The organism is Elongatibacter sediminis (assembly GCF_037892215.1).
GTDB lineage: Bacteria > Pseudomonadota > Gammaproteobacteria > Xanthomonadales > SZUA-36 > Elongatibacter > Elongatibacter sediminis.
Genome location: NZ_JAZHOG010000008.1, coordinates 68,298 through 88,751, shown reverse-complemented (window position 1 = coordinate 88,751; position 20,454 = coordinate 68,298). Strand labels below are relative to the sequence as shown.

The following is a 20,454-nucleotide window of genomic DNA, read 5'->3' as shown; positions in this document are numbered from 1 at the left end:
TCCTGTTCCTCAGCGGAAAGCCGCGTCCTGGCGGCGCGCCGCGGCGATGCGGTCTTCGAACCGGTCGCCGATCGCGAGCAGTTTGTCCTTGGTCACGATATTTTCACCGCGATTCTCGAAATGGTATTCCAGAAAATCCGTTTCGACGATCGAGTCGACCGGACACGATTCCTCGCAGAAACCGCAGTAGATGCACTTGAACAGATCGATGTCGTATCGGGTCGTGCGGCGCGTGCCGTCATCCCGCTGGGTCGAGTCGATGGTAATGGCTAGCGCCGGGCAAACCGCCTCGCAGAGCTTGCAGGCGATGCACCGCTCCTCACCATTGGGATACCGGCGCAGGGCGTGCAGGCCTCGATACCGGTTCGACTTGGGAGTCTTCTCCTCCGGATAGCGGATCGTGAACTTGGGCCGGAAGAAATACCGCAGGGTAACGGAAAGGCCCTCGAACAGTTCGAGCAGCATCAGGCTCTTGAAATAACGTGTGACGGCGTTCATCAGCTTCCTCTCACGACGAGACCGAAGACCGAAATCAGGGCCGCCACCATGACCCAGACGAGGGTGATCGGAACGAATACCTTCCAGCCCAGGCGCATGATCTGGTCATAACGGTAGCGCGGGAACGTCGCACGCCACCACAGGAAGCCGAACATGAACATGACGGTCTTGCCCAGAAACCAGAAGATACTGCCCTGCCCCAGCAAGGTATCGCCGAGTACCGGAACGCCCTGAAAAGGCGACAGCCAGCCACCGGCGAACAACAGGGCCGTGAGCGCCGAAATCAGGATCATGTTCGCGTATTCAGCCAGAAAGAACACCGCGAACGCGGCGCCCGAGTATTCCACGTGAAAACCGGCGACGATCTCCGACTCACCCTCGGCCACGTCGAACGGTGCGCGGTTGGTTTCGGCCACCCCGGAAATGACATAGACCACGAACAACGGCAGCAGCGGCAACCAGAACCAGTCGAACAGGCCACCCGATTGCGCCAGCACGATTTCACGCAGATTCAGGCTGCCGGCCAGAATCAATACGCCGATCAGGGAGAAACCCATGGCGATTTCGTAGGACACCATCTGTGCCGTGGAACGCAAGGCACCGAGAAACGCATACTGCGAGTTGGATGCCCAGCCGGCGATGATCAGGCCGTAGACGCCCATCGACGTCATCGCCAGCAGGTAGATCAGGCCTGCGTCGATGTCAGCCAGCACCATCCAGTCGTTGAACGGGACGACCGCCCAGGCCGCGAATGCCGGTGCCAGCGAGAGGATGGGCGCCAGCACGAACAGAAACCGATTCGCATTTTCCGGCAGGACGATCTCTTTCAGCAGCAGTTTGAAAACATCGGCAAACGGCTGCAACAGTCCCCACGGGCCAACCCGGTTCGGCCCGACCCGGATCTGCATGTAGCCGATGACCTTGCGTTCGAAGTATGTGTAATACGCGACGGCCAGAATCAGCGGCACGACGATGGCCAGGATCTTGGCCACCACGATCACCAGTTCGATCACCTGGTCGAGCAGGCCGGATTCCATCACGCGACCTCCACTTTGATCGGCCCGCTGGCCGGACCCAGAGTCCGGCCGAATTCGGTCGCGCTCCGGACCCAGGCGCCGCCGGACGGCACTTGGTCGGTGACCCGGACGGGGAGCTCGACAAAGGCTGTGCCCTGACGCACCCGTGCCTTGCCATCGTGGGTCAATCCAAGACGGTCCGCATCCGCCGGGTTCAGTCCGACAAAATCGCTTTCGGCGTGCACGGTTTGCTGCAGCGGCGCCGAACGGCGACACAGGGCATCCACGGCGTACATGGGAACCTCGCCAATTCGGAACAGCCCGTTGTCACCCGCTCTCGCGGCGGACAGGACCACGGACGCCGGCGCAACGGCCTGAGCGGTACCGGCGTCGATGTCGGCACGCATTTCCGCCTGCAGGTTTGCCAGCGAAACCTGGCCGAAGCCCTCCAATCCCAGTGCATCACCCAGCCGGCGCAGAATCTTCCAGCCGGGACGCGCGTCACCGCTCACGCGGCCCGCCGGGGCGAATGGCACCGGGAGACCGTCGACGTTGATGAAACTGCCTTCGCTTTCTGCCACCGGCGCAAGCGGAAGGATGACGTCGGCGACGCTTTTCAAGTCATCGCCGGCGTAGGCGGCAACGGCGACCACCCCTGCGGCATTCGCCAGTGCGCCCTGCGCGGCAGCCGGATCGGACACATCGTGGCCCGGCTCGAAATCCCAGAGCAGCCAGGAATTTCCTTCGGACCCCAGCATGTCCGCAACCGTCATCCCCGCTTCCACCGGCCGGCCGCCCGGCCCGCGATGGGGCACGGCGCCGGCCAGCCAGGCACCGGTCGCGTTCGCGCCGTGGGGCAGAATATCGATGCCGCAGTCCGTGAGTTCCGCCAGCCAGCCGGCCAGTTGCCTCAGCGAAGCAGCCTGCTCGTGCCCCGCGGCGAAGTGGCCGACCAGGATCACACCCTGCTCTGCACCGCGCAGCCGATCGGCCAGCGCGCGGTGCGCATCCGTGGGTTCCACCCCGGCCACCAGCTCCGTCAATGCATCTGGCACCCCGGTTTCACCGGCCGCCGCGACACACACGGCCGCAAGCTCACCCACCATTTGCTGTGGCGCCACCACCTGCTGATGTTCCACGTCGAATACGAAATCCCACTTCAGGGGATTGATCACGGAAATGGTGGCACCAGCCCGCCACGCCTTGCGGAGGCGATGCCCCAGGATGGGTGCCTCGTGCCGCGGGTTACAGCCCACCAGCAGTGCGGCGTCGGTCGATTCGAGCCCGGCGATATGGGTCTGGAACAGCGGCGCGGACGGGCGCATGCCATCATCCGCGAAATCACACTCGCGCAGGCGATGATCTATGTGGGCGCTACCCAGCGCTCGCACCAAGCGCTGTGCCAGGTAATACTCCTCGGTGGCCGCGGACGGCGACATCAGCGTGCATAAATCCTTGCCTGCGTTCTTCAGGATCTCGACGGCACGCGCAAGCGCATCGTCCCAGGTGGATTCCCGCCACTGTCCGTCGACCTTGATCAGCGGCTGAATCACCCGGTCCTCGTGGTAGAGCCCGAAGTGGCTGTAGCGGTCGCGATCCGCCAGCCAGGTCTCATTGGTCGCTTCGCTGTCTCGCGGCACGGCGCGCATGATGCGGCCCGTGCGTGCGTGGTAATAGAGGTGCGATCCCACGCCGTCGTGTGCGCCGACCGACGGACGGGCGGCCATTTCCCAGGCGCGTGCGGAGAAACGGAACGGCTTGTTGGTCAGGGCGCCCACCGGGCACAGGTCGATGATATTGCCCGAAAGTTCCGAATCGATGCTGTTCTCGACACAGGTACCGATTTCCAGCCGGTCACCTCGGCCGGTTCCGCCCATTTCCACGGTGCCGGCGATCTCGTCGAGAAACCGGATGCACCGCGTGCAATGAATGCAGCGGGTCATGTCCGTCTGCACCAGCGGGCCGACGTTCTTGTCCTTGACCACGCGCTTGCGCTCGGTAAAGCGCGACACCGAGCGGCCGTAGCCCATGGCGAGATCCTGCAGTTCGCATTCACCGCCCTGGTCACAGATCGGGCAATCCAGCGGGTGATTGATCAGCAGGAATTCCATCACGCCATGCTGCGCATCAATGGCGCGGCGCGACTCGGTATAGACTTTCATGCCTTCCATCACCGGCGTCGCGCAGGCCGGCATCGGCTTGGGCGCCTTCTCGACGTCCACCAGACACATCCGGCAGTTGGCCGCGATGCTGAGCTTGCGGTGGTAGCAAAACCGCGGAATCGAAATACCGGCCTTGTCGGTGGCCTCGATGATCATCGAACCCTTCGGCGCCTCCATCGGCACGCCGTTGACCTCGATGTTGACCATTTCCACGGCCGGTTTCACCTCTTTGGCTTCCGCGCTCATGCCGCCAGCCCCTGCTGCTCGTCGACCATGGAACGGCCGTGTTTGACGTAGTACTCGAATTCCGGCCAGAACTGCCGCAGCATGCCCTGAACCGGCCAGGCAGCCGCCTCGCCGAATGCACAGATTGTGTGTCCTTCGATCTGCCCCGCGGCCGAACGCAGGAGTTCCAGATCGCCTTCCTGGCCTTTGCCGGCAACGATACGTTGCAGCATGCGGTGCATCCAGCCCGTCCCCTCACGGCAAGGCGTGCACTGTCCGCAGGATTCCATGTGATAGAACTGGGCGATGCGCATGCAGGCCTTGACCATGCAGGTCGAATCATCCATGACGATGACCGCGCCGGAACCCAGCCCCGAACCGGCCTTGCCGAGGCAGTCGTAGTCCATCGTGGACTCCATCATCACGTCGGCAGGCAGCACCGGCATCGACGACCCACCGGGAATCACGCCTTTGAGCTTGTGTCCGGTGCGCACTCCGCCAGCCATTTCGAGCAATTCTGCAAACGGCGTTCCCAGCGGCACTTCATAATTGCCCGGCTTGTTGACGTGACCGGAAACGGAAAATACTTTCGGCCCGCCATTGTTCGGCTCGCCGATATTGAGAAACCAGTCGGAACCATGGCGCATGATGTGCGGCACCGAGGCCAGGGTTTCCGTGTTGTTGATCGTCGTGGGCTTGCCGTACAAGCCGAAATTCGCCGGAAATGGCGGCTTGAACCGGGGTTGGCCCTTCTTGCCTTCGAGCGATTCCATCAGGGCCGTCTCTTCGCCGCAGATGTAAGCGCCGGCACCGAGCACGGCATGGATATCCATGTCGACGCCCGAACCGAGAATGTCCCGGCCCAGCAGGCCGGCTTCGTAGGCTTCAGCCAGGGCGGCTTCGAACCGCTCGAACGGTTCGTGGTGGAATTCCCCGCGCAGATAGTTGTAAGCCACCGTCGCACCCATGGCATAGCCGGCAATGGCCATGCCTTCGATCACCGCGTGTGGATTGAAGCGCAGGATGTCCCGATCGTGGCAGGTGCCCGGCTCCGATTCGTCGGAATTGCACAGGACGTACTTCTGCCCCGGCGCCGAGCGAGGCATGAAACTCCATTTGAGTCCGGTCGGAAAACCCGCGCCGCCACGCCCGCGAAGGGCGGAATCCTTGACGGTCTCGATGATTTTTTCCTGCGGTGTCTTTTCCTGGAGAATTTTTTTCCAGGCAGCATAGCCATCAATGCCGTAGTAGGTCTGCAGCGACCACGGCTGTTCGGCCTCGAGCGTTGTGAATACGACGTTGTGATCTGCCATCTTCGCCCCCGCTCAGTCCAGTGCGTCCAGGATGGCGTCGACCTTCTGCGCATCCAGATTCTCGTGGTAATGGCCGTCGACGACCATCATCGGCGCACCGCAACACGCCGCCAGGCATTCTTCCTCGCGCACCAGGGTGATCCGTCCGTCAGGGGTCGTCTCCCCGAGCTTGACGCCCAGCTTGCTTTCCATGTGGGCCTGAAGGTCTTCGGCGCCGTTGAGCCAGCAGGATATGTTCGTGCACAGGTTGACCTTGTGCCGGCCCACGGGCTCGAGAAAAAACATCGAATAAAACGAAGCAACCTCGTGCGCCCAGACCCGTGGCAGGTCCAGGTAATCGGCCGTGGCCTCGATCAGTTCGCGCGTCAGCCAGCCGCCATTCTGGTCCTGGGTGGCCATCAATGCCTGAATCAGCGCGGAGCGTTTCTGATCAGCAGGAAATTTCGCGACCCAGTGATCGATGCGCTCGCGGGTTGTCGGCTCCAGCATTTCGACTCCTTCGACCGTGTCGGACGTCCTGGCCATCAGCGATCCACCTCACCGAACACCAGGTCCAACGTGCTGATGACAGCCACGGCATCAGCCAGCATATGGCCGCTCGCCATTTCGTCGAACCCCGACAGATGGGCGAAGCCGGGGGCCCGCAAATGAACGCGGAACGGCTTGTTCGCGCCATCAGACACCAGGTAGCAACCGAACTCACCTTTGGGTGCCTCAACCGCCGCGTAAGTCTCTCCGGCCGGCACGCAATAACCTTCGGTGAACAGTTTGAAGTGATGGATCAGCGCTTCCATGTCGTCCTTCATTTCCTCGCGCGTCGGCGGGACGACCTTGAAATTCCGCAACATGACCGTTCCGGGATTCGCCCGCAGCCATTCGACGCACTGCAGAATGATTTTGGCACTCTGTCGCATCTCCTCGACCCGGACAAGGTAGCGGTCATAGCTGTCACCATTGACCCCGACCGGTATGTCGAAGTCGACCTCGTCGTATTTCGCGTAGGGCTGTTTCTTGCGCAAATCCCATTCGACCCCCGATCCGCGCAGCATCGGGCCGCTGAAACCCATCTGCACGGCCCGTTCCGGCGAAACCACGCCGATGTTCACGGTGCGCTGCTTCCAGATCCGGTTTTCGGTCAACAGGGCTTCGTATTCATCAATCCGTGCCGGTACGTCTCGGACGAACGCTTCGATGAAATCCAGCAGCGAGCCGTCGCGCCATTCATTCTTTCGTTGCAACGCCTTGCCCTTGGTCCAGCGCGATTCCTGGTATTTGGGCATTTGCTCGGGCAGATCGCGATAAACCCCTCCGGGGCGGTAGTAGGTGGCATGCATGCGCGCGCCGGAAACCGCCTCGTACATGTCCATGACCATCTCCCGCTCGCGGAAGGCGTACAGAAATACAGTCATGGCACCCAGGTCCAGCGCCGCTGATCCGATCCACATCAGGTGGTTCGAAAACCGGGTCAGTTCGTCGAACATCGTGCGAATCCACAGCGCCCGGTCCGGCGGCTGAATTCCGAGCAATTGTTCGATGGCCCGCACATAGGCATGCTCATTGCACATCATCGACACGTAGTCGAGCCGGTCCATGTAACCAATGGACTGGTTGAACGGCTTGCTCTCGGCCAGCTTTTCAGTGGCGCGGTGCAACAGCCCGACGTGAGGGTCGGCGCGCACGACGGTCTCGCCATCCATTTCCAGCACCAGCCGGAGCACACCGTGCGCCGCCGGGTGCTGCGGCCCGAAGTTCATCGTGTAATTGTGAATCTCGGACATGTTCAGTTCACCTGTCCGTCGGCCTCGGCGCCCGCGGCCGCGTCGATGTCATCGGTTTTGTAACGGGAATCGCTGCGCCGGACACGCGGCACCAGCACGCGCGGTTCGATTTCGACCGGCTCGTAGACCACCCGTCTGCGCTCGGAGTCGTAACGCACGGTGACATTGCCGATGAGCGGGAAGTCCTTGCGGAACGGATGGCCGGTAAAGCCGTAGTCCGTCAGTATCCGGCGCAGGTCGGGATGGCCTTCAAACACGATGCCATACAAATCAAAGGCTTCGCGTTCACACCAATTGGCGGAACTCCAGATATCGACCAGGGACGGCAGAATCGGCAGGCCTTCATCCGGTGCGAAACAGCGCACCCGCAACCGGCGATTGTGCGTGAACGACAACAGGTGGATCACCACGGCGAACCGGTGTTCGACATGGTCGGCTTCCGGACGCTCGGACCAGGAAAATCGCCCGGGTCCCAGACCTTCCACGCCGCGACTGAAACCCTCGACCGTCGCATCCGTCGTTTCCCACTCGTCCTGGCCGTATCCCAGGTAGTCCACGCCGCACAGATCGGTCAATTGCGCGAAAGCGAAGTCCGGTTCGTCGCGCAGAGCCCGGCACACCTCGATCCAGTTGTCCGCCGAAACCTCGACCGTCGCAATACCGCGATGCATTCCGCACGGGGTCACACGATCACCGAAATGGCCGGAAAACTGTTCCGCCAGGGTTTTGGGTATGTCGGTCATGGGATTACCTGGCGATCGTATTGGTGCGGCGGATTTTGGCCTGCAACTGCAAAATGCCGTACACCAGCGCCTCCGCGGAGGGTGGGCAACCCGGAACATAGACATCCACCGGGACGATGCGGTCGCAACCCCGCGTCACCGCGTAGGAGTAATGATAGTAGCCACCGCCGTTGGCGCAGGACCCCATCGAAATCACCCACTTGGGATCCGGCATCTGGTCATAGACCTTGCGCAGGGCCGGTGCCATCTTGTTACACAGGGTGCCGGCGACGATCATGACATCGGACTGTCTCGGGCTCGGACGGAATATCACACCGTAGCGATCCAGGTCGTAACGTGAAGCGCCTGCCTGCATCATTTCGACCGCGCAACACGCCAGACCGAAAGTCATCGGCCACATCGAACCGGTACGGGCCCAGTTGATCAGGGCATCCATCGACGTGGTCACCACACCGCGATCGAGCAGTGGATTCTCATCCGCACCCGGCCGCAGGATGTCGTCGACATCGGCGACCGGCACCGGGTTCATCATTCCCATTCCAAGGCTCCTTTCTTCCACAGGAAGAAGAATCCGATCACCAGTTCGAACACGAATATGCTCATGACGACCAGCCCGGTCGTGCCCAACTGGTCGAGCACCAGGGCCCAGGGGATGAAGAACGCGATTTCCAGGTCGAAAATAATGAACAGGATGGCGACCAGGTAGTAACGGACATCGAACCGGGTGCGGGTGTCTTCGAATGCCTCGAATCCGCATTCATAGGGCGAAAGTTTTTCGCTGTCCGGCCGCCTCGGGCCGAGCAGGCCGCCGACGGACAGCAACACGACGCCGATCACCGCCGATATCGCGATGAAAACCAGAACCGGAAAATACTCTGCGAGCATGCGCTTGTGAATCCGTCGTCAGTAAAGATGGTGCCCAAGGCCGGACTCGAACCGGCACGGCTTGCGCCACTACCCCCTCAAGATAGCGTGTCTACCAATTCCACCACTTGGGCCTGCAATGCGTACTATCAGGAGTCGTCGGCCGAGGTGCCGGACGCCCCGGAGGTCTCTTCGTCCGGAACGACGGTCGTGCCATCGAACGCCGGCAGATCTTCGGAGGCGGCGTCGATGGCCGGCTCTCCGGATACTTCGAGCGCCGGAAGATCGGTCTGCCCCGCGTCGATTGCGGACGAATCGTCCGCTGGCTGCGCCGCGGCCGGAGCCGGCGCTTCGGAGACTACGCCGAGATCCGTTTCCGGAGTGGCGGAAGTGCGCGAAACCACCACGGCCATCGTCAGGCTGATGGCACAAAACAGGGTGGCCAGAATCCAGGTGGATCGCGTCAGGAAATTACCGGCGCCACGCGACCCGAACACGGTGCCGGAAGCACCGCTGCCGAAAGCCGCACCCGCCGTGGCACCCGCGCCGCGCTGCACCAGCACCAGCGCGACCATCGCGATGGCGATCAATACGTGAATAATATTCAAGACCTGCATGTCTTTTCCTTTCCGGCCCGGCCGGCTTGGAGGGAGTTCAACGGGCGGCGTCGCGAATGGCCAGAAACTCCCCGGCCTTCAATGACGCGCCACCGACCAACCCGCCGTCGATGTCGTCCTGGGCAAATAAATCGGCGGCATTGGAGCCATTCACACTGCCGCCGTACAAAATTCGTATTTGACCGCCAATTATACCATCGGCCCCGGACAGTTTGTCACGTATGAATGCATGAACTGCCTGAGCCTGATCCGGGCTGGCCGTCTTTCCGGTGCCGATGGCCCACACCGGTTCGTAGGCGACGATGGCTTGGGCGAACGCCTGAATGCCGTAGCGTCCGATGACCGCATCGATCTGACGGCCGACCACCTGCTCGGTAATGCCCGCTTCGCGCTCCTCCAGGGTTTCCCCGACGCACAGCACGGGTTGGAGACCCGACTTGTGGGCCGCGTCGAAACGAACCGCGACGTCCTCATCCGATTCCCCGAACAGGGCACGCCGTTCCGAATGGCCAACCAGCACCATTGAACAGCCCAGATCCAGCAGCATCGAGGCTGACACCTCACCCGTGTAGGCGCCTTGCGCAACCGGGTTCAGGGTCTGGCCGCCCCAGGCGATGCCAGTGTCCTGCAACAGGTTCCGCACGCGATCGAGATAGGGGAACGGAGGAAACACCGCCAGATCGGCGGATTCATCAGTGGACGAGCCGGACACCAGGGCGCTGATCAATTCATCGACCATGGCCAGTGAACCGTGCATTTTCCAGTTTCCAGCAACCAGAATCCTGCGCATCGAAACCTCCTCGCAAACGGCGCGGTAGCATACTCACCGGGCCGCGGCATCGCAAGGTTCCGGCAGAACCGGATTGCCCGGGAGATCAGTCCACCAATTGGTCGAACAGCCCGATTTCTTCTGCGGTTTGCTGGCCGATTCGGCAATCGCGCAATGAGTCCGGCATCACGGCATCGAAGGCGCTCAACGGAATTCGTCCTCCCATGATTTCCGCCAGGGTCTGCGGAAAGAGCGGCTTTTTGTCGGGCTCGGCGTAACCGAAAGGATATTCCGGATTGCCGGTGGAGAGTACGTATTTGTCCGTCGCCCCGAGAACATGCAGCAGTTCGTGCGCGATGACCACCTGGTTGCGAGACTCGTGTTGCCGGCCGGCATAGGCCTTGACCACACCGTACATCCCCTTGCGCATGCCCACGGACATGTTGATCTCGCTGTGGCCGCCCACCTTGTGATAGAGAACGAACATCTGGATGTCGGAGTCGATCAGCCCATCCTGGTGCTGTCGCCGCCAGGCCCACCAGCGCATCTTCAGACTCCAGATGGCAATCCGCGCCGGTTCGTTCTGATCCGGCAACGTGGGTGGAATTTCGTGGCTAACCGGCGCGATCTGGAAGTGAACCGGCGGCGTCAGCTGAACCCCGTACAGAGCCAGTTCCCGATCCAGAAACGCGTTGATTTCCTGGAAAGCACTGGCGTCCAGGCGGGCCGCGTAATCCTCGGTCTCGGCATCGCCACTGGCCATGACCGGATAGACCGTGATCCAGATCGGGCGCTCCCATCGGGCCAGCCGACCCTCAGCCAGCCATGCGCCCACGACCATCACAAACAGAATGCTGAGCAGGATGACAATCCTGATCAGCTTGAAAAGACTCACGAACCGGCCACCATCATGCGTCCGATCAACAGGTCACCCGTGTGGATATTGCCGCGGGTATCCAATCGCCGGCTCACGCCTTCGATGGCCAGAAAAAGGTCCCGCAGGTTGCCCGCGATGGTCACTTCCTCGACGGCATGGCCGATGCGACCGTTTTCGACGCGAAAGCCGGAAGCGCCCCGCGAATAGTCCCCGGTGACCAGGCTCACGCCCTGACCCATTACCTCGGTGACGTAGAAACCGTCTTGCATGCCGGAGACTGGATCGTCCCCGCCCCGCCCTCCCGGTTCGACCAGCAGGTTTCGCACACCACCGGCGTTACCGGTCGTCTCCAGGCCGAGTCGGCGTGCCGAATAACTCGAGAGCACATAACCCTGCAACACACCGCCGGACACGATGTCGCGCGCCCGGGTGGCCACGCCTTCAGAATCGAAAACGGCGCTGCCGGCCCCACGCGGCAAACGCGGCCGCTCGGCGATGTGCATCCACTCCGGAAACAGGCGCTCTCCGGCGCAATCCTTCAGAAACGAGGCATTGCGATACAGCGTGGACCCCGAGATGGCGCCGACCAGGTGTCCGATAAAACCCTTGGCCACCTCGGCGGACAGCAGCACCGGCATGTGGCCGGTGGGTAACTGGCGCGCACCGAGACGCGCCAGCGTTCTCCGCGCTGCCTCGGCACCGGTTTCCTCGACCGGCTCCAGATCTGCGAGATTTCTTCGGCTGTCATAGCTGTAATCGCGCTGCATGCCATCGCCGGCGCCGGCGACCAGCACGCAACTCTGGCTGAAGCGGGTGCCGGCGCTGCGCCCGATGAACCCATGCGAATTTCCATACACCGACAAGCCCAGGCCCGCTTCGAAATTCGCCCCTTCGGAATTGGTGATCCCGGCGACGTCGCGGCCCGCCGCTTCGCAGGCCAGCGCCCGCTCGATGGCGGCGCGCGCATCCAGTTCAGCGGGGTGCCACAGATCCAGGTCCGGAAACGAATCCGCCATCAGGGCGGCATCCGCCAGCCCGTTACAGGGGTCCTCCTGGGTGTAGCGGGCAATGTCCAGGGCCCGGTCGACGCAGGTATCAATGGATTCGCGCTCCAGATCGGCACAGGTCGCATGCCCCTTGCACCGGCCCAGGTAGACGGTAATGCTGACGGAGCGATCCCGCATGTGTTCGAGGGTTTCGACTTCACCCTTGCGCACGCTGACGGCCAGCCCCTGACTGCCGTGAGCCGACACCTCTGCCGCGGTCGCACCGCCCCGGGTGGCGCGCGCCAACGCATGTTCGACATGAGTCTGCAACGTATCGAGTTCAGCCTCGCGGTCGATGCGATCCTGTTCTACCATGTTCGAGTCTTTCATTTTTCCAGGCCTTTTTTCCGGCACGACACCGACGGGAGCATCCGATGTCCAAACATCAGGGTCCGGAGCCATCCGGCAACCCCGCAGAAATCACAAACGGGGACATCAGCAAAAGCCAGCGCAAGCGCGCAGCCCGCGCCGTGCTGGAGCTTGCCCGGGAACTGGTTGACTTGAACGATTCCCGGTTGGAGCGGGTGCCCCTGGACGATGCCATCCGTGATGCTGTTCGTGAGACGCGTGCGATCCGGTCCCATGTCGCGCGCAAGCGGCAGCTGCAATACCTCGCCAAGCTCCTGCGCCGTGACGACACGGACCCCATTACCGAAGCCCTGGACGACATGCGCAACGAAGCCCGCCGGGGCGTGGCGCGCCACCACCGGGCCGAGGGCTGGCGCGACCGGCTGCTGCGCGATGGCGATGCGGCCCTGTCCGAATTGCTGGAGCAACGTCCGGGCATGGAGTCCCAGGCACTTCGCCAATGCATTCGCGCGGCAACCCGCGAAGCCGCGGCCGGAAAGCCACCGGCGGCGGCACGGCGGCTGTTCCGTTTACTGCTGGATCTGGACACGTCCGAGGCCCTGCCACACTCCGACCCGGACTGAATGACGGCCCACCCCCTAAACTCCCGGGATTCTGCCGTCATGCTTCGGTGCCGCCCACGGTCAGACCGTCGATTCTGAGCGTGGGCTGGCCGACACCGACCGGCACGCTCTGCCCGTCCTTGCCGCAGACGCCGATTCCAGCGTCCAGCGCCAGGTCGCTGCCCACCATGGAAACCCGCTTCATCGCGTCCGGGCCGTTTCCGATCAGGGTCGCGCCACGCACCGGCCGCGTGACCCTTCCGTTCTCGATGAGGTAAGCCTCGCTGGCCGAAAACACGAAACGCCCGGATGTGATGTCGACCTGGCCACCGGCGAAATTCACCGCGTAAAGACCCCGATCGACCGAAGCGATGATCTCCTGGGGATCGTGTGGACCGGCCAGCATGAACGTATTGGTCATGCGCGGCATGGGCAGATGGGCAAAGGATTCCCGCCGCCCGTTACCGGTTACCGGCATGTTCATCAGGCCGGCATTCATCTTGTCCTGCATATAGGCCCTCAGCACACCGTTCTCGATCAACACGGTCTGGGTGGTCGGCGTGCCTTCGTCATCCACGGTGAGGGAGCCCCGCCGCTTCGGCAGGGTTCCGTCATCGACGATGGTGACGCCGTCCGCGGCCACTTTCTCGCCGATCATGCCGGTATAGGCCGACGTTCCCTTGCGGTTGAAGTCCCCCTCCAGTCCGTGCCCGACGGCTTCATGCAGCAGCACACCGGGCCACCCCGGCCCCAGCACCACGGTCATCGTGCCGGCCGGCGCGGGATCGGCCTCCAGATTGGTCAGAGCCTGCCGCACGGCTTCGTCGGCGAATGCACGCCACGCTTCATTCCGGATCAGTTCGGCATAGGAAAATCGCCCACCTCCGCCGTCGCTGCCCTGCTCGCGCCGTTTGCCCTGCTCCGCGATGACCGTAACGCTGAGCCGCACCAGCGGCCGCACGTCGGCGGCCAGGGTGCCGTCCGCGGCAGCCACCAGAATGGTTTCGTGGGTCGCTGCCAGGCTGACCATCACCTGGTTGACCCGCGGGTCGCGGGAACGGGCATAGGTATCCACCTGCCGCAGCAGGTCCACCTTCTCCTCGGCCGTCATGGCGTCCATGGGATCGTCGGGAAGGTAGAGTGCTTCGGTACCCGAGCGGCGCCAGGCCTGCACACTGGCGCGCTGACCCTGGTCGGCGATGGCCCGCGCCGCGGCCGACGCCTGCAGCAGGGAGGGCATGACGATTTCATCGGCGTAGGCGAAGCCGGTACGGTCTCCGCTGATGGCCCGGATTCCCACGCCTTTCTCGACCGAATGCGAGGCGTTGCGCACCCGCCCGTCTTCCAGCGACCACGACTCATGACTGGATGCCTGAAAATAAAGGTCGCCGGATTCCACAGCCGGCCCCATCAGGTCGGCGAGTACGCGCTCCAGCGCATTGCGGTCCAGGCCACCCGGCTCCAGCAACTGTTTTTCAGCCAAATCGATTGCGTTCACGCTTGCACCATCCTCTGGCAGCCGCTGTCTGCGACGCCTTGTCGTTGTCGTCCCCGCTCGATTCGGCGGCGCCTACGGTCCGTCAGCGGCGGGCTCGGTCGCTTCCGTGTCTTCCAGTACCGGCTCGATGCTGGGCTGCTCCCAGCTTCCCGTAATCGTGTATTTCACCTGGGTGGCTTCACCCAGCTCGTCGTGCAGCAGCCCCTGCAGGGCCAGCCCGGCCGCGGCGCCACCCGGCCCGCCGGCAATGGCGCCCAGCACCGGCAGAGTATTGCCGACGCCCGGCTTCACGGTCATGATCTGGTCGTAACGCTGCGCCACGAGATCCGTACTGCCACGCAGGCTGATTTTTGCCGCCGACGACGCCAGTTCCACGTCGTCCGTGATCGCCATGCCATTCTCCATGCGAAACGTGCCATGGGCTTCTTCGAAGTCGAAGCCGGAGTCGAAGACGTCACGAAAATCCAGCGACAACCTGCGCGGCAGAGCCTGTACGCTCAGCAGCCCCAGCAGTCGTCCGCCACCCGCGCTTGCATTGGTGATCTGGCCCCGCGTGACGGAAAATTCAACCTCGCCGTTGAGGCGCGACAATGCGAAGGCGGCCGGCGAGCCAGGCCACCAGGCATTGAAACGCAACACGGTCTGCCCCCCTTCCAGCGATGAACTGATGTCCACCGACTCGAGAAATTCACCAAGTGATTCGGTGGTGACCAGGATGCGAAAATCGGAACGTGGACCCGCTTCGTCCGCCAGCCAGTCACCGGTTGCCCGCAAATTCAGGGAATCGGATTCGGCTTCCACCTTTTCGAAATGGAAACCCGCCGCTGTCGGGTAGGCCTCGATACGGGTCTCGCCCATTTCGATATCGGCATAGCGAAAGGACCGGGCATACAGGTGCAACTCCGGCAGTTCGCTCGGATCCGAGCGCATCGAGATGCCCTCGGTGACGGGCCGGTCGAGCACGAGACGGTCGAACTCCGCGGTCAGACTGCCGCCCCGGGGCGACGGCGTGTAAAGAACGTGACCGTTGATCCCTTCGGAGCTGAATTCGGCCCGGATATCCCCGGGATTGACCATCAGGGTCATGCCCACATCGGCGAAGAGGCGATCCAGAAACCGTATTTCACCCGCTTCGATTTCAAAGCGCTCGAGCGTGAGGCTGCCGAGACTGGCTTCATCACCCAATAGTTCGGTCACCAGGTCGGTCCAGCCGTCCAGATCCAGGCTTTCCGGATTACCCTGCACCCGCAGAAACCCGGGCGGTGGCAAGGCCGCCGGGGTCTGACCCAGCGCCACGACGGCACGTTGGATTTCGGCCTGGGCCGGTTCGCCCTGCCCGGCCATACGAATCTCCAGTGCACCGGCTGCCCGGCCCGCGAGATCCAGCTCGAGCATGCGGCTGTTACCCGCCAGTGGATACCGCAGGTGAAAGGCCTGCGCGTCGGCCGGCGGTTTGCGCAACGGATCCGGCAAGGTCAAATCCATGCCCACGAGATCCGAGGAGACTTCCAGCCAGGGTACAGCGGACCCCGATTCCGTAGCGGGCGGAACGACCACCGAAGCCAGCCATCGCGCCCTGCCGCTGATTTCCTGCAGCGGCGGCAATTCCCGCAGAAAATCCGGAATGACCGTGTCCGCCTCGAAGCGGCCCGTCAAATCGGCGCGAAAATGTTCCGGCGCATCGGGCCGGGCATCCGCCGACACCTGCACTACGGCGGGAGCCTCACGATACTCGGCGGCAAGCTCCCGCGCGAACATTCCCCAACGGTCGTAAGTGAAGGAGCCAGTGAGACCGCGCAGTTCCACGCCGGAATCCGGGTCAGCGAATGCGGCCTGTCGCACCGAACCGCGGCCGTCCAGGGTGAATTCTCCCGGCGTGGTGCCCAGCGGCATCGACAATGATCCCGTGACCGACGCCGGTCCCGAGAATGCAAACCGATCCAGCACCTCATCCGATTCACCCAGTATCGGCGAGTCGCGCAGGTAGCCGACAAGATCGGACAGATCGCTCTCGGCCGCATAGTCCACCATCAAACGGGCTTGCTTGAAATCCGCGATGCTGGCCGAGGCCTGACTGACGGGGACTCCCCCGACCCGTACCGCATCCGTCTCGACGCGCATCGACGGACCCTCGAAATACACTGTCGCGTCCAGGGATTCGGCTCGAGGCCATCCCGGCCGGTAATCGAGGGTCGCATTGCGGACCTTCGCAATCGCCTCGAACCGTCCGCGGCGGTTACGAAACGGCCAGTCATCCATGTCGCCGTGGATCTGGAACCGCCCGTCTTCGATTTCCCCGCCGACCAGGCTGCGCCGCAGCCAGTCCAGAACTTTCGGCTTCAGAATCGCCAGTGGCCAGTACCCGTCGAACCGGTCGATACGCCCACGGGTGACATGGAAGTTGGCATCGACCGCAGGCCGGCCCGTGTTGCCGCTCAACACGATTCCGCCCTCCATCGCCAGGTCGTCGTTGATCCAGGAACAGCCTTCCAGCGCAATCTGCCAGCCTTCACGTACATCGAGGCCCGCCTGGCAGGATGGCATACTGAACCGCAGCGGGTTGGCGAACATGCGCGGCCAGTCGATGAGCAGTTCCCTGGCGTGGAGGTCGATGACCCCGTGCCCACCGGAAAGATCAATATCGGCATCGATGCCGGACAGCGTTGGCCAACGGCTCCAGTCCCGCACACCGGCATCCCGTGCCTGGCCGAATGCCGCGCGCAGGCGCCAACTGGAGTCGAGAACCAGGTCGAGATCGGAAATCCGGCCTTCCGCCGAACCCGGCAGGAAATCGGGCCATGGCGTTCCGTAAAGCGCCAGGACGTCGCGCGCCAGCCGCAGCGAAACATCGAGCGGAAGGATGTCCGCACTGATCCACAAGCCCACGTCACGGCTCAGATCCCGGGCCAGGGTGATATCAGGGGCGGTCCACGCGGATACGCCATCGTCCAGGCTCAGCTCATGGAGGTCCAACCGCCAATCGCCGCGTCCGCCGTAGGTCCACCCCAGCCGGGCATTGGCATGATCGACCTCGATAACGCCGGTGGAGTGCTCCAGGCGGCCGTTGCGCAGATCTCCAACCCCACGGACCACCAGCGGGCGATCAACCAGCCAATCGCCCCAGAACTCCCCGTTCAGCAACCCCTGATAGGGAATGAACCGGCTGTCAGGCAGGCGACCGTGCAGGACATCGAGCATCAGGTCCTGGGCGCTCAAATGCCATCGCGCCTCGGCCAGCCCCCCGTCCGCGTCGAGGGTCAGCAGCGCACCGCCTTCGAGTTCACCGTAAACCCGGCCGGTCGCCTCATCCGACAAATCAGCGTTCAGTGACAGGGCCACGGCTTCATCCTGCATCTCGACCACGGCATCGATGCCCGTCAAAAGGACGCGCACGCCCGCTTCGGGATGCCGGTATTCAAGCCGTGAATCTTCCAGCACCAGTTCACCGATGCCGACGAGGTTGCGCAGGGGCGAGGCCGCGGGTTCGGCGCGGTCGTTTCCGGAACGCAGTCCGGAAAGCCGGAAACCGCCATCCTGGCCTCCGATCAAGGTGAAATCGGCGCCGATCACCAGAAAGTTGTACCAGGCACGGCCCGGCAGAAGAGCATTCAACGGCTTCAGGTCCAGCGCCGCTGAATCGATGGTGAGTTCCGTGGTCTGCCCCCGCGGCGACTTGAGGTGCATGCCGCTCAGCCTCAACCGGGGTCCGAAGGCATTCCATTCCCCGCTGAATCCGTCCAGCACCACAGGTTGTCCGAACTCCTCGGACAGCCAGGCCTCCAGTTGCGGCTGGTACCGCTCGCTGTACGGCATCAGCAACTTGCCGATCCCGACCAGAACCGCAGCCAGGATGATCACGATTGAAAATGCGGTCCATAACAGTGTGCGCGCCCGGCGCAACACCGTGCGTAGCAGGGTCATTGCGCCAGTCCCGCGCGCCATCCGCGCCACTGTTCAAAGCAGCACGACATCGAACTGCTCCTGCTGATACTGGTCTTCGGTCTGGAATCGGATGGTCTTGCCAATCAGTTCTTCGAGTTCGGCCACGGCGCCGGATTGTTCATCGAGAATCTGCTCGACCACGCCGGGCGATGCGAGAACCATCAGCTTGCTGGCCTCGAACTGCCGTCCTGACCGCATGATTTCCCGGAATATTTCCAGGCAGACGGTCTCGACGCTCTTGATCGTTCCGCGGCCGGCGCACATGGGACAGGTTTCGCACAGTCGGCGTTCCAGGCTTTCCGTGGTGCGTTTACGTGTCATTTCGACCAGGCCCAACGCGGTGAGTTCGGAAACACTGGTCTTGGCGTGATCGCGTTCGAGCGCGCGTTTCAGCGAGCGCATCACCTGCCGGCGGTGTTCTTCGTCCGACATGTCGATGAAATCGATGATGATGATCCCGCCGAGGTTCCTCAACCGCAACTGGCGCGCAATTGCCTGGGTGGCTTCGAGGTTGGTCTTGTAGATGGTTTCTTCCTGGGTCCGACTGCCCACGAAACCACCGGTATTGATGTCGATGGTCGTCATTGCTTCGGTCTGGTCGAATACCAGGTAACCGCCCGATTTGAGTGGAACCTCCCGGCCCAGCGCCGTATCGATTTCATCCTCGATGCCGAACAGGTCGAAGATGGGGCGTTCGCCGGTATAGGCCTCGATGCGATCGAGCCAGTCGGGAATGAAGCTCCGGGCGAAGGCGCGCGACTGGTCCAATACCTCGGCATCGTCGATCCGCACGCGATCGACGTTGCCGTGCATCATGTCGCGCAGGGCGCGCAACGGAAGTGACAACTCCTCGTAAATGACACCCGGTGCCGCAACTCCCGCGGTGCGCTCGCGCACCGCCTGCCACACTTTTCTCAGGTAGGCCATGTCTGCCGACAGCGCGAAGTCGTTCACGCCTTCTGCGTTGGTGCGCACGATGTATCCGTGCCTGGAGTCGTCGTCACGAAGGAGGGTCACCAGTTCCTTGAGGCGGGCACGCTCCGACTCGTCTTCGATCCGCATGGACACGCCGATGTTCCAGGCATCGGGCAGCAGCACGAGAAACCGCGATGGAATGCTGATGTTGGCCGTCAGGCGCGCGCCCTTGCTGCCCATGGGGTCCTTGATGACCTGGACGATGACCTCGTCACCGGCGCGCAGGAGATCGGCAATCAGAGGCGTCCCGGCCTCCCCCTCGGACTCACCCGGATCCGGACGCGTCATGTCCATGGCATGCAGGAACGCAGTGCGTTCCAGGCCGATATCCACGAACGCCGCCTGCAAACCCGGCAGAACTCGCGATACCCGGCCTTTGAATATACGGCCGATCAGGCCGTTCCGGCCGAGGCGCTCCAGCCAGACTTCCTGCAGCATCCCGCCTTCGACCAGCGCGACGCGGGTCTCGGAAGGTGTGGCATTGATCAGTATTTCTTCGTTCAAGGGATCAGTTTCGGAAATCGGGCCGGGCCAGCCCGGTCAATGGGCCCGTGTCCGCGCTCCGCGCGTTATCGATCAGAGCTTCCGTAGAATAGCACCGGCTCGGCCGGTCGAACCTCATTCGGGATTGACACCCGGCCGCAGATCCCATCCCGCTGCGTGCAGCAACCCGGTAGTTTCGTACAGGGGCAGTCCCATGACGCAGTGGAAACTGCCCTCCAGGTGCCGAATTCGAGCGGCGGCCCGGCCCTGCACACCGTAGGCCCCGGCTTTGTCCAACGGCTCTCCTGTCGCGCAGTACGCCCGGATCCATTCGTCATCGAGCGGTGCGAACGCAACGCGGGAAACATTCAGGGCCGAACGTGATTTCCCATCGGGGGTGAGCAGGGCCACGGCCGACATGACTTCGTGGGTCCGCCCCGAAAGCCGGTGCAGCATGCCGGCTGCCTCGGTTTCATCCGCCGGTTTTCCGAGCATCGAACCATCGAGCACCACCGTGGTGTCCGCTGCCAGAATGCCACCGTACCCGTCAAATCTCGAGCGTACGGCTTCGGCCTTCTCGGTCGCCATGCGGATCACGTAGTCGGCCGGCGGCTCCCCCGGATAAGGCGTTTCATCGATATCGGCCGGCTCGACCCGGTGCGCGATTCCCAACTGGTTCAGCAGATCCCGGCGCCGCGGCGATGCCGATGCGAGGATCAGGGAGGGGTTCTTCATTC

At 63.0% G+C, this 20,454-nt stretch carries 18 protein-coding genes and 1 tRNA gene; 1 reads left to right on the top strand and 18 read right to left on the bottom strand.

Annotated elements, in window-relative coordinates; translation table 11 throughout:
• Positions 1-9: 9 nt before the first annotated feature.
• The 14 genes from nuoI to pmbA form a co-directional block, all read right to left on the bottom strand.
• Positions 10-498 (bottom strand): NADH-quinone oxidoreductase subunit NuoI, encoded by a 489-nt coding sequence (gene nuoI, locus V3330_RS12660; protein WP_354695795.1) that lies wholly within the window; start codon positions 496-498, stop codon positions 10-12.
• Positions 498-1,535, bottom strand: coding sequence for an NADH-quinone oxidoreductase subunit NuoH (gene nuoH, locus V3330_RS12655; protein ID WP_354695794.1), 1,038 nt, complete (start codon positions 1,533-1,535; stop codon positions 498-500). The genes nuoI and nuoH overlap by 1 nt, the downstream gene beginning before the upstream one ends.
• Positions 1,535-3,922 (bottom strand): NADH-quinone oxidoreductase subunit NuoG, encoded by a 2,388-nt coding sequence (nuoG, locus tag V3330_RS12650; RefSeq protein WP_354695793.1) that lies wholly within the window; start codon positions 3,920-3,922, stop codon positions 1,535-1,537. Before nuoG ends, nuoH begins: the two co-directional genes overlap by 1 nt.
• The gene (gene nuoF / locus V3330_RS12645; protein WP_354695792.1) at positions 3,919-5,214 is read right to left on the bottom strand and encodes an NADH-quinone oxidoreductase subunit NuoF; all 1,296 of its coding nucleotides are present in this window, start codon (positions 5,212-5,214) and stop codon (positions 3,919-3,921) included. Before nuoF ends, nuoG begins: the two co-directional genes overlap by 4 nt.
• 12 nt (positions 5,215-5,226) lie before the next feature.
• The gene (locus V3330_RS12640) at positions 5,227-5,739 is read right to left on the bottom strand and encodes an NADH-quinone oxidoreductase subunit NuoE (RefSeq protein ID WP_354695791.1); all 513 of its coding nucleotides are present in this window, start codon (positions 5,737-5,739) and stop codon (positions 5,227-5,229) included.
• Positions 5,739-6,992, bottom strand: coding sequence for an NADH-quinone oxidoreductase subunit D (locus V3330_RS12635; protein ID WP_354695790.1), 1,254 nt, complete (start codon positions 6,990-6,992; stop codon positions 5,739-5,741). Before V3330_RS12635 ends, V3330_RS12640 begins: the two co-directional genes overlap by 1 nt.
• A 2-nt stretch (positions 6,993-6,994) precedes the next feature.
• Entirely contained in the window at positions 6,995-7,735 is a 741-nt protein-coding gene (locus V3330_RS12630) for an NADH-quinone oxidoreductase subunit C (protein ID WP_435791824.1), read from the bottom strand.
• A 4-nt stretch (positions 7,736-7,739) separates the two neighbouring features.
• A complete protein-coding gene (locus V3330_RS12625) occupies positions 7,740-8,171 on the bottom strand; it encodes a NuoB/complex I 20 kDa subunit family protein (RefSeq protein WP_435791828.1) in 432 nt (143 codons plus the stop codon).
• Positions 8,172-8,263: 92 nt separating this feature from the next.
• Complete coding sequence (locus V3330_RS12620; protein WP_354695788.1) at positions 8,264-8,620, bottom strand: NADH-quinone oxidoreductase subunit A; 357 nt, start codon at positions 8,618-8,620, stop codon at positions 8,264-8,266.
• Positions 8,621-8,648: 28 nt separating this feature from the next.
• Positions 8,649-8,733 (bottom strand) — tRNA-Leu (locus V3330_RS12615).
• Positions 8,734-8,748: 15 nt separating this feature from the next.
• Complete coding sequence (gene secG, locus V3330_RS12610; protein WP_354695787.1) at positions 8,749-9,216, bottom strand: preprotein translocase subunit SecG; 468 nt, start codon at positions 9,214-9,216, stop codon at positions 8,749-8,751.
• A gap of 37 nt (positions 9,217-9,253) precedes the next feature.
• Positions 9,254-10,006: a triose-phosphate isomerase gene (tpiA, locus tag V3330_RS12605; RefSeq protein ID WP_354695786.1), complete on the bottom strand. Its 753-nt coding sequence runs from the start codon at positions 10,004-10,006 to the stop codon at positions 9,254-9,256.
• Between the two features lie 85 nt (positions 10,007-10,091).
• The gene (locus V3330_RS12600) at positions 10,092-10,880 is read right to left on the bottom strand and encodes a hypothetical protein (protein WP_354695785.1); all 789 of its coding nucleotides are present in this window, start codon (positions 10,878-10,880) and stop codon (positions 10,092-10,094) included.
• Complete coding sequence (pmbA, locus tag V3330_RS12595; RefSeq protein WP_354695784.1) at positions 10,877-12,238, bottom strand: metalloprotease PmbA; 1,362 nt, start codon at positions 12,236-12,238, stop codon at positions 10,877-10,879. Before pmbA ends, V3330_RS12600 begins: the two co-directional genes overlap by 4 nt.
• Positions 12,239-12,282: 44 nt before the next feature.
• Here pmbA and yjgA point away from each other — a divergent pair, with 44 nt between their 5' ends.
• Complete coding sequence (yjgA, locus tag V3330_RS12590; protein ID WP_354695783.1) at positions 12,283-12,840, top strand: ribosome biogenesis factor YjgA; 558 nt, start codon at positions 12,283-12,285, stop codon at positions 12,838-12,840.
• Between the two features lie 37 nt (positions 12,841-12,877).
• Here the strand turns inward: yjgA and tldD are convergent, their stop codons facing one another.
• The 4 genes from tldD to V3330_RS12570 all read right to left on the bottom strand — a co-directional run bounded on the left by tldD (position 12,878) and on the right by V3330_RS12570 (position 20,452).
• On the bottom strand, positions 12,878-14,317 hold the full coding sequence (gene tldD, locus V3330_RS12585) for a metalloprotease TldD (protein WP_354695782.1): 1,440 nt from the start codon (positions 14,315-14,317) through the stop codon (positions 12,878-12,880).
• 72 nt (positions 14,318-14,389) lie between these two features.
• Complete coding sequence (locus V3330_RS12580; RefSeq protein ID WP_354695781.1) at positions 14,390-18,238, bottom strand: YhdP family protein; 3,849 nt, start codon at positions 18,236-18,238, stop codon at positions 14,390-14,392.
• Positions 18,239-18,271: 33 nt separating this feature from the next.
• Positions 18,272-19,738 (bottom strand): ribonuclease G, encoded by a 1,467-nt coding sequence (rng, locus tag V3330_RS12575; RefSeq protein ID WP_354695780.1) that lies wholly within the window; start codon positions 19,736-19,738, stop codon positions 18,272-18,274.
• Between the two features lie 114 nt (positions 19,739-19,852).
• Positions 19,853-20,452, bottom strand: a complete 600-nt coding sequence (locus V3330_RS12570; protein ID WP_354695779.1) for a Maf family protein — start codon at positions 20,450-20,452, stop codon at positions 19,853-19,855.
• Between the last annotated feature and the right edge of the window lie 2 nt (positions 20,453-20,454).

What these genes read in the sequence shown, in the direction of transcription:
- nuoI (WP_354695795.1), bottom strand. Translation starts at nt 498, where the DNA reads ATGAACGCCGTCACACGTTATTTCAAGAGCCTGATGCTGCTCGAACTG.
- nuoH (WP_354695794.1), bottom strand. Translation starts at nt 1,535, where the DNA reads ATGGAATCCGGCCTGCTCGACCAGGTGATCGAACTGGTGATCGTGGTG.
- nuoG (WP_354695793.1), bottom strand. Translation starts at nt 3,922, where the DNA reads ATGAGCGCGGAAGCCAAAGAGGTGAAACCGGCCGTGGAAATGGTCAAC.
- nuoF (WP_354695792.1), bottom strand. Translation starts at nt 5,214, where the DNA reads ATGGCAGATCACAACGTCGTATTCACAACGCTCGAGGCCGAACAGCCG.
- V3330_RS12640 (WP_354695791.1), bottom strand. Translation starts at nt 5,739, where the DNA reads ATGGCCAGGACGTCCGACACGGTCGAAGGAGTCGAAATGCTGGAGCCG.
- V3330_RS12635 (WP_354695790.1), bottom strand. Translation starts at nt 6,992, where the DNA reads ATGTCCGAGATTCACAATTACACGATGAACTTCGGGCCGCAGCACCCG.
- V3330_RS12630 (WP_435791824.1), bottom strand. Translation starts at nt 7,735, where the DNA reads ATGACCGACATACCCAAAACCCTGGCGGAACAGTTTTCCGGCCATTTC.
- V3330_RS12625 (WP_435791828.1), bottom strand. Translation starts at nt 8,171, where the DNA reads ATGGATGCCCTGATCAACTGGGCCCGTACCGGTTCGATGTGGCCGATG.
- V3330_RS12620 (WP_354695788.1), bottom strand. Translation starts at nt 8,620, where the DNA reads ATGCTCGCAGAGTATTTTCCGGTTCTGGTTTTCATCGCGATATCGGCG.
- secG (WP_354695787.1), bottom strand. Translation starts at nt 9,216, where the DNA reads ATGCAGGTCTTGAATATTATTCACGTATTGATCGCCATCGCGATGGTC.
- tpiA (WP_354695786.1), bottom strand. Translation starts at nt 10,006, where the DNA reads ATGCGCAGGATTCTGGTTGCTGGAAACTGGAAAATGCACGGTTCACTG.
- pmbA (WP_354695784.1), bottom strand. Translation starts at nt 12,238, where the DNA reads ATGAAAGACTCGAACATGGTAGAACAGGATCGCATCGACCGCGAGGCT.
- yjgA (WP_354695783.1), top strand. Translation starts at nt 12,283, where the DNA reads ATGTCCAAACATCAGGGTCCGGAGCCATCCGGCAACCCCGCAGAAATC.
- V3330_RS12580 (WP_354695781.1), bottom strand. Translation starts at nt 18,238, where the DNA reads ATGACCCTGCTACGCACGGTGTTGCGCCGGGCGCGCACACTGTTATGG.
- V3330_RS12570 (WP_354695779.1), bottom strand. Translation starts at nt 20,452, where the DNA reads ATGAAGAACCCCTCCCTGATCCTCGCATCGGCATCGCCGCGGCGCCGG.